General features: G+C 61.7%; 15 protein-coding genes. 7 read left to right on the plus strand and 8 right to left on the minus strand.

Annotated features, from left to right (window positions below; translation table 11 throughout):
• Positions 1-21 precede the first annotated feature (21 nt).
• Entirely contained in the window at positions 22-654 is a 633-nt protein-coding gene (locus tag CSE6_RS12885; RefSeq protein WP_003051886.1) for a response regulator transcription factor, read from the minus strand.
• 133 nt (positions 655-787) lie between these two features.
• Between CSE6_RS12885 and CSE6_RS12890 the strand changes: the two genes are divergently transcribed.
• The 5 genes from CSE6_RS12890 to CSE6_RS12910 all read left to right on the plus strand — a co-directional run bounded on the left by CSE6_RS12890 (position 788) and on the right by CSE6_RS12910 (position 4727).
• Entirely contained in the window at positions 788-2137 is a 1350-nt protein-coding gene (locus CSE6_RS12890) for a CHASE3 domain-containing protein (protein WP_003066721.1), read from the plus strand.
• A 158-nt stretch (positions 2138-2295) separates the two neighbouring features.
• The gene (locus tag CSE6_RS12895; RefSeq protein ID WP_003051882.1) at positions 2296-2457 is read left to right on the plus strand and encodes a DUF1328 domain-containing protein; all 162 of its coding nucleotides are present in this window, start codon (positions 2296-2298) and stop codon (positions 2455-2457) included.
• Positions 2458-2618: 161 nt separating this feature from the next.
• Positions 2619-3161, plus strand: a complete 543-nt coding sequence (locus CSE6_RS12900; protein WP_080746105.1) for a YtxH domain-containing protein — start codon at positions 2619-2621, stop codon at positions 3159-3161.
• Positions 3162-3230: 69 nt separating this feature from the next.
• The gene (locus tag CSE6_RS12905; RefSeq protein WP_003066716.1) at positions 3231-3551 is read left to right on the plus strand and encodes a BON domain-containing protein; all 321 of its coding nucleotides are present in this window, start codon (positions 3231-3233) and stop codon (positions 3549-3551) included.
• A gap of 120 nt (positions 3552-3671) precedes the next feature.
• Positions 3672-4727 carry a putative zinc-binding metallopeptidase gene (locus tag CSE6_RS12910; protein ID WP_034355773.1) on the plus strand — a complete coding sequence of 352 codons (1056 nt, stop codon included), beginning with the start codon at positions 3672-3674 and terminating at the stop codon, positions 4725-4727.
• Positions 4728-4731: 4 nt separating this feature from the next.
• Here the strand turns inward: CSE6_RS12910 and coaD are convergent, their stop codons facing one another.
• The 4 genes from coaD to CSE6_RS12930 form a co-directional block, all read right to left on the minus strand.
• Positions 4732-5226, minus strand: coding sequence for a pantetheine-phosphate adenylyltransferase (gene coaD, locus CSE6_RS12915; RefSeq protein ID WP_034377907.1), 495 nt, complete (start codon positions 5224-5226; stop codon positions 4732-4734).
• A gap of 160 nt (positions 5227-5386) precedes the next feature.
• Positions 5387-6097 carry a 16S rRNA (guanine(966)-N(2))-methyltransferase RsmD gene (rsmD, locus tag CSE6_RS12920; protein WP_034391701.1) on the minus strand — a complete coding sequence of 237 codons (711 nt, stop codon included), beginning with the start codon at positions 6095-6097 and terminating at the stop codon, positions 5387-5389.
• Positions 6094-7446, minus strand: a complete 1353-nt coding sequence (locus CSE6_RS12925) for a pitrilysin family protein (protein WP_059440707.1) — start codon at positions 7444-7446, stop codon at positions 6094-6096. Before CSE6_RS12925 ends, rsmD begins: the two co-directional genes overlap by 4 nt.
• A 17-nt stretch (positions 7447-7463) precedes the next feature.
• Complete coding sequence (locus tag CSE6_RS12930) at positions 7464-8897, minus strand: pitrilysin family protein (RefSeq protein ID WP_034391704.1); 1434 nt, start codon at positions 8895-8897, stop codon at positions 7464-7466.
• A 64-nt stretch (positions 8898-8961) separates the two neighbouring features.
• Here CSE6_RS12930 and ftsY point away from each other — a divergent pair, with 64 nt between their 5' ends.
• A complete protein-coding gene (gene ftsY, locus CSE6_RS12935; protein ID WP_034391706.1) occupies positions 8962-10119 on the plus strand; it encodes a signal recognition particle-docking protein FtsY in 1158 nt (385 codons plus the stop codon).
• A 107-nt stretch (positions 10120-10226) separates the two neighbouring features.
• Here ftsY and cutA read toward each other — a convergent pair whose 3' ends face one another.
• Together cutA and CSE6_RS12945 are read right to left on the minus strand one after the other, a co-directional pair.
• A complete protein-coding gene (gene cutA / locus CSE6_RS12940) occupies positions 10227-10601 on the minus strand; it encodes a divalent-cation tolerance protein CutA (protein ID WP_034391709.1) in 375 nt (124 codons plus the stop codon).
• A gap of 42 nt (positions 10602-10643) precedes the next feature.
• The gene (locus CSE6_RS12945; RefSeq protein ID WP_034391711.1) at positions 10644-11648 is read right to left on the minus strand and encodes a 2-dehydropantoate 2-reductase; all 1005 of its coding nucleotides are present in this window, start codon (positions 11646-11648) and stop codon (positions 10644-10646) included.
• Positions 11649-11873: 225 nt separating this feature from the next.
• On the opposite strand from CSE6_RS12945, the gene CSE6_RS12950 reads away from it, so the two are divergent.
• A complete protein-coding gene (locus CSE6_RS12950) occupies positions 11874-12086 on the plus strand; it encodes a hypothetical protein (protein ID WP_003066698.1) in 213 nt (70 codons plus the stop codon).
• A gap of 82 nt (positions 12087-12168) precedes the next feature.
• Here CSE6_RS12950 and CSE6_RS12955 read toward each other — a convergent pair.
• Positions 12169-12611: aldehyde dehydrogenase family protein (locus tag CSE6_RS12955; protein ID WP_152668577.1), on the minus strand; the 443-nt coding region annotated here is incomplete at its 5' end.

Genomic DNA, 12611 nt, shown 5'->3' on the forward strand with positions numbered 1-12611 from the left:
CCTTTTTTATTTGAGTCTGCATTAATCGATCAATCGATTTTTCAATGCATAGTATGTCAGATCGCTATTTGAGGAAAGGCCCATTTTTTCCATGAGCCTTGTCCGGTAAGTGCTCACTGTTTTCACGCTCAACGAAAGCGATTTGGCAATGTCTCCAGCCGTCTCGCCGCGCGCAAGCTTCAGGAAGACCTGAAACTCACGCTCCGACAATTGCTCGTGTGCCGGAACATCATCCTTGCGGTTGAGTTGCTGGGCCAGGAGATCGGCCACTGCCGGCGTCAGGTAACGCCTTCCCAGAGCCACAGTCCGGATGGCCTCTGCAATATCCTGAGGATCGCACTCCTTGTTGAGATATCCGCTGGCCCCCTGACGAATCAAGTTGATTGCGTAATGCTCCTCAGGGTATCCACTAAGTATCAGGATGCCCATATCAGGTGCTTTGGCTCTGAGCATGGCCAAGGCATCTATGCCGCTTTGCCCTGGCATGGACAAGTCCATCAACAGCACGTCAATTTCATGCTCCCGAACCAGGTCAATGGCCTCCCGCCCATTGCCCGCTTCTCCCACGACCCTCAGATCTACATGTTCCGACAGGAATTGGCGTAATCCCGAGCGAACAATCGCATGGTCATCCACTATGCCTACTTTTATCATGAACACCTCTTTTCATGAAACTGCGCTCATCTCCAGGGCGCATCACATTTTAAGACCCGCACTATGATGTCAGTCGTTGACGCTACGGTTATGCAGAATATCAGGTAATTGCCTTGTAGGTGAGAGGATGTAGATGCGTTGGACCAATATCCGCAAAATTGCAGTCAGCCTGACGATCGCAGTCATTGCGGCAGTCTTAATGGTAAGCATTAATGAAGCTGGCTATAAGCGTTCGTTGCAGGCTCTGGACACGCTCACCAAGACGCAAGCCACCAGAGCCAAGCTCAATTTGCTGATGCAGCAAATGCTGGATGCGGAAACCGGCCTGCGCGGCTACCTGCTGACAGGAGAAGAGCGCTATCTCGAGCCCTATAACTCTGCCTCCGCCGCGATCAGCAGCAGCATGGATGACCTGCGCGGCATCTTCATCATGGACCCCAAGGAGCTGGCAACCTTTACTCCACTGGCCCGCCAGGTCGAGCGCAAGACCAGCGAAATGGAGCTGAGCCTGCGCCTTTATCGCCAGGGCAACGATGAAGCGTGGCGCTTTGTGATGTTTACCGACGTAGGCATGGAAAACATGGATGCCATACGGGGCCACATCAAAACCCTGATGGACAGCATCGATCAGCGCGTCAAGTCCAATCTCGCGGATATCGAACAAACGCTGGGTCTGTCACGCCTGGGAATTGCGACAGTGACCGCTCTGGGGATTCTGGGCTTCTTCATGTACCTGCGACAGGCCAATGCGCTGCAGCACTCACATCAGCGCGAGCAGGAGATTCAGCGCGATGAACGCAATCGTCTGGAGGAAGTCGTTCGCGACCGCACAGCGGCCCTCACCGAGCTGGCAACCCATTTGCAGCAGGTACGCGAGGATGAGCGAGCGCACTTGGCACGTGAGTTGCACGATGAACTGGGCTCGCTGCTGACCGCCGCGAAACTGGACGTTGCGCGCCTCAAGTCCAAGATCGACACCTCGACACCCGACGTCTCCGAACGCATCACCCATCTGATCGAGACGCTCAACAGCGGAATTGCACTCAAACGCCGCATCATTGAAGACCTCCGACCCTCTTCTCTCTCCAACCTGGGCCTGACCACCGCGCTGGAAATCCTGACCCGGGAATTCGGTGAACGCAGCAACATCGAGGTGGAATGCAGCCTGGAGCAGGTGGACCTGCCTGAATCCACGCAGCTGACGGTCTATCGCGTCGTACAGGAGTCGCTCACCAACATCGGGAAATACGCCAGGGCCAGCCATGTCATCGTCACGGTGCACAACTATCCCACCTATGTGGCCGTGCAGATCCAGGACGATGGCCAAGGCTTCGAGACGGCCAGCATGCGCCCCAACTCCCATGGACTGGCAGGCATGAAACACCGCGTTGAAGCTGTCGGCGGCAGGCTTACCGTGGCATCCCAGCTCGGCAAGGGAACCACGATCTCGGCAGTCATTCCTTTGACAATGGCAAGCACCTGAACTGGACGCACATGTCAACGCAGTCCTACATGACTGTCCCTAAATACCCCGACCCTGGTGACAGAAGCTCACCGTCAAGCTTGGGCTGCTCAGTTCTCTACATTCAATACATGGCCGCACGGCAATGCCTGTCGGCCTGCATTCGATAGGAGAAAACCATGTTGCACTACGCCATTGTCTTTCTGGTGATTGCCTTGATCGCTGCAGTGTTCGGCTTCGGCGGCATCGCGGCCAGCGCCGTAGGTATCGCCAAGATTCTGTTTTTCGTGTTTCTGGTCATGGCCGTCATCACCTTCCTGATGGGCCTCGTGAAGAAATAGCACTGGCGCCAAATGTGTAGAACTTTGTTCCGGCACATTGCGCAAACCACCAGTATTCGCCATGATCGCTCTCAGCTTCTGCCTCCGAGAGGCCGGGTTACGAAGACTGGCGTTACTTCACGCTGTCACGATAATTTCTAGATTTCAGGGAGTTCCAAACAATGAGCCAAGCCGTAAAAGACGCCAAGGACACGGTTGAAGATCTCAAGGACGCTGCCAAGGAGTTGGCTGCCGATGCCAAGGAATCGGCAAAGCATGCCGCCCAATCCGCCCAGAATGTGGCCCACAAGGTAGCCGATGCCGCTGAAGATGCAACGGACTCCGGCAAGCAGGCCGCCCAGAAAATGGTGAATGAAGCTCAGGACGTGGCAGAGGACGTCGCCGACAAGGTTCATGACGCCGCACGCCGCGCACGGCGCACAGCCTCCGAGGCCATCGACTCCACAGGGCGTCATATACGCAATATCGACGACAGCGAAAACCCGCTGATCGACAACCTTGCCAACCGGGCACAGGATCTGGCCGAGCGCAGTATCAACTTCTGGGCCGACAGCTCGCACCGCGCACGCCGTCAGTTCAACACCGCAGCGGATGCGACCACCAAGTATGTGTCCGAACAACCCGGACGCTCCGTGCTGATCGCCGCGGCGACCGGGGCGGCTCTGGCGACGGCTTTCTTTCTGGGCCGCTCGCGCAGGAAGTGAGCAGGAATTCACTCTGAGCCGTTTTTCGCAAGCGTTCTTTGCGCCTTTTCAAAACCAAGGGAGAACCATATGAAGAATCTGACTCGCGCTTTGGCTTTCAGTCTGGTCGCTGCAACGACCGTGCTGGCAACCACAGCCTGTTCGGTGGCTCGTGACCAGCAGACTGTGGGCTCCTATGTGGATGACGCCGGCATCACCACTGCGGTGAAGGCCAAGATGGCCGAGGACAAGAATGTCTCTGCAACCGCCATCAGCGTCGAAACCATGAACGGCACCGTGCAGCTGTCGGGCTTTGCCAAATCCGAAGCAGAAAAGGCCCGTGCCGGCGAAATTGCCCGCACGACCAAGCATGTGCGCGAAGTGCGCAACAGCATCGTGGTCAGACCCTGATCTGCCCGCATGAGGCAAAGCCCTGTCCGAGGGCTGCACTTCCAGCCCCAAAGCCAGCTTTTGAGCTGGCTTTGTTTTTTCCTACAACCGGGTCGCTGACTTCGCCATTAAAGTGTCCGCATGCAAGTTTTCAATTGCGAGGCCTGCGGCCACCTGATCTATTTTGAAAGCCTGCAATGCGTGCATTGCGGAGCAAGCCAGGCCTTCCTGCCCGACCAATTGCGCGTGGGCATTCTGCCCCCGGCCGGGGGTCCCGACACACGCTACCGCGCCTGCGCCCACCGACACAACATCAGCCTGTGCAATTTTGCGATTGAGGCCTCAGACCCGCAGCCGCTGTGCGTTTCCTGCCGACAGACCGAATGGCTGCCGAACGGCAGCGATCCCGCCAATGAGCTGCGCTGGGCCAAGATCGAGGTCGCCAAGCGCAGGCTGTTCTACACCCTGGCCAGGCTGGGCCTGCTGGACCCTCATGGGCACCGCGTGGCCGAGCCGCGCTTTTCCCTGCTCGCAGACCTGCCCGGCCAGAATCCCGTCATGACCGGCCATGCCAGCGGCATGATCACGCTCAACGTGGTCGAGGCAGACGACGACGAACGTGCCAAACGCCGCCAGGCCTTGCACGAGCCCTATCGCACGCTGATAGGACATCTGCGTCACGAATCGGGACATTTCTACTGGGATCAGCTGATAGCCAACAGCGAGCATCTGGAGCGCTTCAGGGCATTGTTTGGCTATGAGAATCAGGACTATGCCCAGGCTCTGCAGCGCCATTACGGCAAGGACCCTCTGGACAACAGCTGGCGCGGTCAGTTCATCAGCGCCTATGCCACCTCACACCCCTGGGAGGACTGGGCCGAAACCTGGGCTCACTATCTGCACATGGTGGACTTGCTGGAGACCGCTGCCAGCTACGGCACCTGCATTACCGTGCCGGACATCCCCAGCACGGGCCAGCAACTCATTCAAAACCCGCTGGGGCCGGTGCCGCCCGATTTTTCGGTGATGCAGTCCCAGTGGGTGCCGCTGACCCTGCTGCACAACAGCCTGAATCGCAGCCTGGGCCATGGCGACGCCTATCCGTTTGCCATTTCCGGCCCGGCCTGGGACAAGCTGCGCTTCGTCCACGAGACCATCAGCAGCTATCGCAGCAGGGCGACTAGCCAGGGAGGCTGAAAGCTCAGGCCTTGCGGCCGACCTTGACCATCAGGCGCTCATGCACGCCCTTGGAAACAAACTTGTCCACATCGCCATTGAGCGTGGCAATCTCGCGCACAAAGGTGGAGCTGATGAACTGATAGCGATCGCTGGGCGTGAGGAACACGGTTTCCACTTCGGGCATCAGCGTGCGGTTCATGCCGGCAAGCTGGAACTCATAGTCGAAGTCCGTCACCGCACGCAGGCCGCGCACCATGGCCTTGGCGCCGCGCGCGAGCACAAAATGCGCGAGCAGCCCGTCAAAGCTCTCCACCTCCACCTGAGGATAATTGGCACAGGACTCGCGCACCATGGCAATGCGCTCTTCCAGCGTGAACAGCGTCTTTTTGTGATGGCCTGCCGCCACGGCCACGATGACCTTGCCAAACAACTGTGCAGCCCGGCGCACCACATCTTCATGCCCCAGGGTGATCGGGTCAAAGGTTCCGGGGTAAACAGCAATCAGGTCCTGACTCATGGCTTATCTCTCTCCTGCGGGTCTTGATGAGGGTGAGGGCTGCTGCAGTGCAGCGTAAAGAGATTATGCATTCAGGCCTGCACAGCGCTGAGCCATGCAAAAAAGAGCTGCTGGCGCCTCTGCTCGAAGCGCCAGCAGCTCCCGGTTCGGCCGCAAGGCTTTACTGCTTCTTCAGCAGATGCGCATGGACGGCGCCGGCCTTCAGATAGCGGTGCAGCTCCAGCCCCATTTCCAGCAGGCGGTCCTCGGCCCAGGCTTCGGGAGCTTCCAGATAAATGAAGCCGCCATCATTCAAGGCCGCCGTGGCGGCCTTGAGCGCGGGCTCGAACAGCTCGGTCTGACCGAATGGCGGGTCCAGCAAGATCAGATCCTGGCCCGCCACGGTCTTCAGGCAGCTCAGCGCATCACCGCGCTGCACCTTGACCATCCTGGCATCGAGCTTTTGCTGAAGACGCTGCAGCTGCTGCACCAGGGCTGCATCCTGCTCGTTCATGATGACGCTGCTGGCGCCGCGCGATGCGGCTTCGAAACCCAGCGCCCCCGTGCCCGCGAAGGCATCGACGCATTTCCAGTTGCTCAAGTCCTGGCCCAGCCAGTTGAACAGGGTCTCGCGCACGCGATCGGGCGTGGGCCGCAGACCGGGCTTTTGCGCCACGACCAGGCGCGTGCGGCGCCATTGCCCGCCGATGATGCGGATTTCACCAGCCCCGGTGGCCGCCGGCTTGGCGGCGGCAGGCTGGGCAGCCTTGGCTCCGGGGCGGGCCGGACGGCTGGCCGCCAGCTCCTGCGCCTTGCGCTCGGACTCGTGAATCATCTTGTCCAGCGCCTTGCGGCCTGCGGGGGTGTGTAGCTTGATGGCGCTGCGGCTCATGGCTTGGCTCCGAGAGTGATGGTGACCATGCGCTCGGGCTGAACCATGCGCTGCATCGCCTCCTTCACGTCCTTGGTGGTCAGAGCCTGAACGCGATCGGTCCAGTGCTCCAGATAATCGAGCGGCAGGCCATTCCAGGCAATGTTGGCCACATTGCCCAGCAGCTTGCGATTGCTGTCTATGCGCAATGCAAAGCCGCCGATCAGATTGTCCTTGGCCGCCTTGAGTTCCTTGTCGCTAGGACCTTCGGCAATGAATTTGCGCAACACGTCCTGCGAGACCTTGAGCGCCTCGGCCGCCTGATCGGGCCGGGTCTGCAGGCCTATGATGAAGGCGCCACGATCCAGGCCCGGCGAGAAGTCGCTGGAGACGCCATAGGTCAGGCCCCGCTTTTCACGCACCTCTTCCATCAGTCGCGAAGTGAAGCCGCCGCCGCCCAGGATATGGTTGCCCACCATCACGGCGAGAAAATCGGGGTTGTTGCGCGCAATGCCGGGCTGGCCGATCAGCACCTGGGCCTGGGCCGACTCGAACGGAATGTTCTCGACCTTGGCTTGCTGCAGATCCTGCACCTTGGCCACGGCAGGCAGCGGCGGGCAGTCGTTGCCATTGGTGGCCTGCAGCGGCCCCAGCAACTGCTTGACCATGGCATCGGCCTGCTGGCGATTGACCGCCCCCACCACGCTGACCTTGGCGCGGCAGGCGGCAATCAGCTTGCGGTGAAAATCCTGCATGGCCGAAACATCGATCCGGCCCAGGCTGTCGACCGTGGTCTGATAGCCATAGGGCGAGCTGCCGAACACGGCCTTGCGGAATGCCTTGGAGGCCACGGTGCCGGGACGGGTGTCGGCTTCCTTGATGGAGGCACTCCAGCGCTCGCGATCACGCTGCCACACGGCATCGGGCCAGCTTGGCGAGGCGATCTGGCGCGCCGCCAGGGCCACGGCCTTTTGCTGCAGATTGGGCTCGGTCAGAGTGCGCAGGCCGTAGCTGAAGCTGTCACGCCCCGCACTGGCGCCAAAACTGGCGCCCAGGTCGGCCCAGGCCTGACCCAGGCCATTTTCATCCAGCGCAGGCGCATCGCCTGCCGCCTTGATGCCCTTGGAGGACATCATGGCCACGGCTGTCGCCAGGCCCACCTTGTCCTCGGGATCACGGCGGCTGCCGGCGTCGAAGTCCACCTGCACATCCACCATGGGAATGCCAGGACTTTGCACCAGCCAGACCTGGGCGCCACTGGGCTGGGTCCAATGCTCTATCGGCAGCAAGGCCCAAGCAGATTGGGTTAGAAAACCCATTCCAGAGCTTACCACAAAAGCGCCAGCAGCTATCTTTTTCATAGTTTTCATATGTTTCTCCGCTGCGCTCAGTGCATGGATTTGTCTGCATCCGCCTTGCCCGACATGGGACGCTGGGGCTTGCTACCCGCCGGCAGAGGCTGAGGCACCAGGGTGCCGACAGTGAGCTGGTCGTCGCCAAAATATTTGGCGGCCACGGCCTTCACATCGTCAGAGGTGACTTTGCGCAGTTCGGCCAGCAGCTTGTCCTCGGCATCCAGCGGCATGTTCTGAATCCAGTAATTGCCCAGGTTCTGGGCCTGGCCCATGACGGAATCACGCTCATAGACGTTGGAGGCCATCCACTGCGTCTTGACGCGCTCCAGTTCATCGGCCTGCACGCCCTCATCAGCCACCTTCTTGATCTGGGCACGCAGCGCAGCCTCCACATCGGCCACGGTCTTGCCCTGGGCCGGAACGCCGGTCAGCATGAACAGGCTGGGCCCGCGCCCCATGATGTTGGCCGAGCTGCCGGCGCTATCGGCCACACGGCCGTTGGCCTGGCCTTCGCCCTGTACCAGGGCGCGCTCCAGACGAGCGCCGTCATAACCGTCGAGCACAGCGGACAGCACCAGCAGCGCCAGCGCGTCCTTGTCCTCGACCTGCAGCTTGTCCACGCTCTTCAGGTTGGGGGTGCGATAGGCCATGGCGATAAAGGCCTGCTCGGCAGGCTGCTTGACCTCGATGCGGCGCACGCCGATCTGCCGGGGTTCGGTCTGCGGCTTGCGCTGCGGCAGGGCACGCGCAGGAATGCTGCCGTAATACTTCTCGGCCCAGGCTCGCACCTGGTTGACGTTCACGTCCCCCACCACGACCACGGCGGCGTTGGCAGGCACATACCAGCGCTTGTGAAAATCGCGCACATCGCCGGGAGTCATTGAGTTCAGATCGCTCATCCAGCCCACCACGGGGCGGCGATAGGGCGAGGCCATGAAGGTGGCCGCCATCAGCTGCTCCATCAGCATGGCGCGCGGCTGGTCGTCGGTGCGCATGCGGCGCTCTTCCTTGATGACCTCGATTTCCTTCTTGAATTCGGAGTCCGGCCACTGATTATTGGCAAAACGGTCGGACTCCAGCTTCATCACGTCTTCCAGACGGTTGGACGGAATCTGCTGGTAGTACCCCGTGTAGTCACGCCAGGTGAATGCGTTTTCCTGGCCGCCCAGCGCCGCCACGCGACGCGAGAAGTCTCCGGGCTTGACGCTTTTGGAGCCCTTGAACATCATGTGCTCCAGCGCATGGGCCACGCCCGTGGTGCCGTCGACCTCGTCCATGGAGCCTACGCGCACCCAGACCATGTGCACGGCCGTGGGCGCGCGCCGGTCGGGCTGCACGATCAGCTGCATGCCGTTCTTCAGTGTGAACTGCTGCACTTGCGGCGCGGCCGCCGTGGCGGCAGCAGGCACAGGTTGCGACGATGCGCCCGGCGCAGCCAAGGCTGCCCCAGCGCTCAAACAGGCCATTAAGCCCAGTACATGGAGTGCGCGTACATGTTTCATAGAATGATGCGATTCTAAAAACCCGCCAATGTTCAGTTTTTTCAAGAAAAAGCCCAGTTCACCCGATGCAGTGAACACCACGCCCGCTGCCGAGGCAGCCGCGGCGCCCGCTCCTGCCCCGCAAACCGGGCCAGCTACACAGGATACGCCTGCCGAAAACGGCAGCAGCTCCTGGTGGCGCAAGCCCTTTGGTGGCGGCGCGACGGCCAAGGCCGCCGAAGATCAGCCTGCCACTCAGGATTTTGTAGCAGCCCCCGAGCCTACCGCAAAGCCGCAAGCCCCAAATTCCCGTCAAAACTGGATGGAACGGCTGAAAGCCGGTCTGCGCAAGACCGGCTCCAGCATCGCCACCGTCTTTACCGGCACGCAGATCGACGACCGGCTCTATGAAGAGCTGGAAGACGCGCTGCTGATGGCCGACACCGGCGTCAAGGCCACCCAGCATCTGCTGGAAGACCTGAAGCGCCGCGTCAAGGACACCAAGACCACCGAGCCCGCCGCCGTCAAGGCGCTGCTGGCCGATGCGCTGACCGATTTGCTGAGGCCCCTGGAAAAGCCGCTGACCATCGGCAAGCACACACCGACCGTCATCATGGTGGCCGGCGTCAACGGTGCGGGCAAGACCACCTCCATCGGCAAGCTGACCAAGCATCTGGCCGACGGCGAGCAGTCCGTGCTGCTGGCCGCCGCCGACACCTTCCGCGCCGCCGCGCGCGAGCAGCTGGGCGTCTGGGCCAATCGCAACACCGTGGAGATCATCAGCCAGGACGGTGGCGACCCCGCCGCCGTGAGCTTCGATGCCGTTTCAGCCGGAAAAGCGCGCAAAAAGGATGTGGTACTGGTCGATACGGCCGGACGCCTGCCCACACAGCTGCATCTGATGGAAGAGCTCAAGAAGATCAAGCGCGTGGTGAGCAAGGCCGACGGCACGGCGCCTCACGAGGTGCTGCTGGTGATTGACGGCAACACCGGCCAGAACGCCCTGACCCAGGTGCGCGCCTTCGACGATGCACTGCAACTCACGGGCCTGATCGTCACCAAGCTCGACGGCACGGCCAAGGGCGGCGTGCTGGCCGCGATTGCGCAGGAGCGCCCCGTGCCTGTCTACTTCATCGGCGTGGGCGAGAAGATCGAGGATCTGGAAACCTTCAGCGCACGCGAGTTCGCCCAGGCCCTGCTGTCCTGAAGCACAAAAACCATAGCTGCCAGCACTTTATCTATCAAGTTTTCAGATAGATTAAGTACTGAAACCTAATAAAGGAGCGCGCAAGGCGCTCCTTTTTTATTCGGGCTTCAGAGCTGCACCTGCTGCTTGAGCCATTTGGCATAGTCGTTCAGGCAGCGCTCGGTGCGCATGGTGATCTGGGGCACCTCATAGCTGTGATGGCTGCGCAGCAGCTGCGTCAGCCGCGGCAGGGCCTCGGGCAAGGTCTTGCAGATCAAACGCCATTCGGGGGCAGTCTGCAGCACGCCGTCCCACTCGTAATACGAGGTGATGCGCTCGGTCTGCACACAGGCCGCAGCCTTGGCCGCGACCAGCGCCCGCGCCATGTCCTCGGCCTCGGCCGAGTGCCCCACTGTGGTGGTCACCACGCACAGCGTGGCCCAATGGCTGTCCTGCGCAGGGGCGGACTTGAGAGTGGCGGTCTGGGTAGATGTGGTGCTCATGCCGACTAGTCTAGGCCCAAGACCGCCCTGCCCGCCACCGCCTTACACCGGATACAGGCCCAGCTGCTGCGCGCGCAGCCGCGCCAGTCCCAGCAGCGCATCGGTGAACGGCGTGCTCATGCCACACATGGCGCCCATCTCGCGCACGGCGCCCACCAGGGCATCCAGCTCCACCGGCTTGCCGGCTTCCACATCCTGGAGCATGGAGGTCTTGAAGCCGCCCAGCTTGAGCGTGACCTGATGGCGGTCCTGCGGGCTGTCGGCAATCGGCAGACCGATGCGCGCACCGATTTCGCGGGCTTCCAGCATCACGGCCGTGATGAAGTTGCGCACCAGCTCATCGCCCAGAATCCTGTCCGTGGTCGCGCCCGTGATCGCACTGACGGGGTTCATGGTCATATTGCCCCAGAGCTTGTACCAGGCGTCGCGCTGGATGTTGTCGCTGAGCCTGAGCTCGATACCGCCCGCGCGCAGCAGCTCGGCCAGCGCCAGCAGGCGCGGCGTGGGCGCATCGCCGGACTGGGCCATGGGCTCGCCGACGATGAGGCTGTTGCCGAAATGCCGGCGCACCACGCCGGGAGCGTCAAGGGAGCAGCTGGCATGCACCACCGACCCGAGCACCTGCTCGGTGGGAATGGCGCGCGCAATCTCGCCCTGCGGATCCACTGTCCTGAGCTGCAGGCCGCGCAGGCTGGCATCCACGCCACCGGCCAGAAACCACCAGGGCACGCCGTTCATGGCGGTCAGCACCAGGGTCTGCGGGCCGATCAGCGGTGCGACGGCACGCGCCACATCGGGCATGGACGGCGCCTTGACGGCAATCACCACCACATCCTGCACGCCCAGCTCAGCCGGGTCCTGCTGCGCATTGACGGCCACGGTCTCACGCTCCTCGCCATGCACCAGCGTCAGGCCGTTGTGCTGCAGCGCAGCCAGCGTCTGGCCCCGCGCCACGGCGCTCAGCTCGCAGCCGGCCTTGGCCAGCGCCACGCCAAGCCAACCGCCAATGGCTCCGGCACCATAGATACAGACTCTCTTCAGACTCATGCTCTTGTCTCTCCTGTCTTATAGAACTCTCAAAAACAGTAGCTGCCGGTGCTTTACCGTAAAGCATCTGAAGACTATCCACCCTTGAAACCAGGCGAGATCTTCGCGGCCGCTGCTCATTGTTGATACGTTAACAGCAGTATCGACCCGCGCGACACTGAAGGCCGTTGACAGCTGGACACCCCGCACAGCTGCCCTGTTCATCGCATTTTCAAGGACCGACTCATGAGCTCCAACACCACCGTCGTCAATCTCACAGCCCAGATCACGGCACTGGCCACTGCCTTGCGCATCGTGCTGGACGCCAGCCCCCAGGCTGCCCAGACACGCGAGCAGCTGGCCGCCGCGCTGGACAAGACCATTCACGACGCGCTGGAAGAAGGGGTCTGGGACAACGCCGACGGTGTCAAGACCATCAGGGCAGCGCTGCTGGGCTGATCGCCACCGTGCCATGAAAAAGCCGGGCCCAAGGCCCGGCAGAAGAGAAGCAACAATCAACGATCTCGCTCAGGCCAGCGCATCACGCCAGCGTATAGGCCGTCTTCACCGTGGTGTAGAACTCCTGGGCATAGCGGCCCTGCTCGCGCGGGCCGTAGCTTGAGCCCTTGCGACCGCCAAACGGCACGTGGTAGTCCACGCCCGCCGTGGGCAGATTGACCATGACCATGCCGGCCTGGCTGTGGCGCTTGAAGTGCGTGGCGTGCTTGAGGCTGGTGGTCGCAATGCCGGCCGACAGGCCAAACGGCGTGTCGTTGGCCATGGCCAGGGCCTCTTCATAGTCCTTGACGCGGATCACGCTGGCCACGGGGCCGAAGACTTCCTCGCGGTTGATGCGCATGCCGGCCTCGGTGTCCACGAACAGCGTGGGCGCCATGTAGTAGCCCTGCTTGCCGCTTCCCGTGTGGCAGGCGACGCGGGCGCCACCGGCCGCCAGACGCGCGCCTTCGGCCTTGGCGATTTCAA

The sequence above is a fragment of the Comamonas sp. E6 genome (genome assembly GCF_001010305.1).
Taxonomy (GTDB): Bacteria; Pseudomonadota; Gammaproteobacteria; order Burkholderiales; family Burkholderiaceae_C; genus Comamonas; species Comamonas thiooxydans.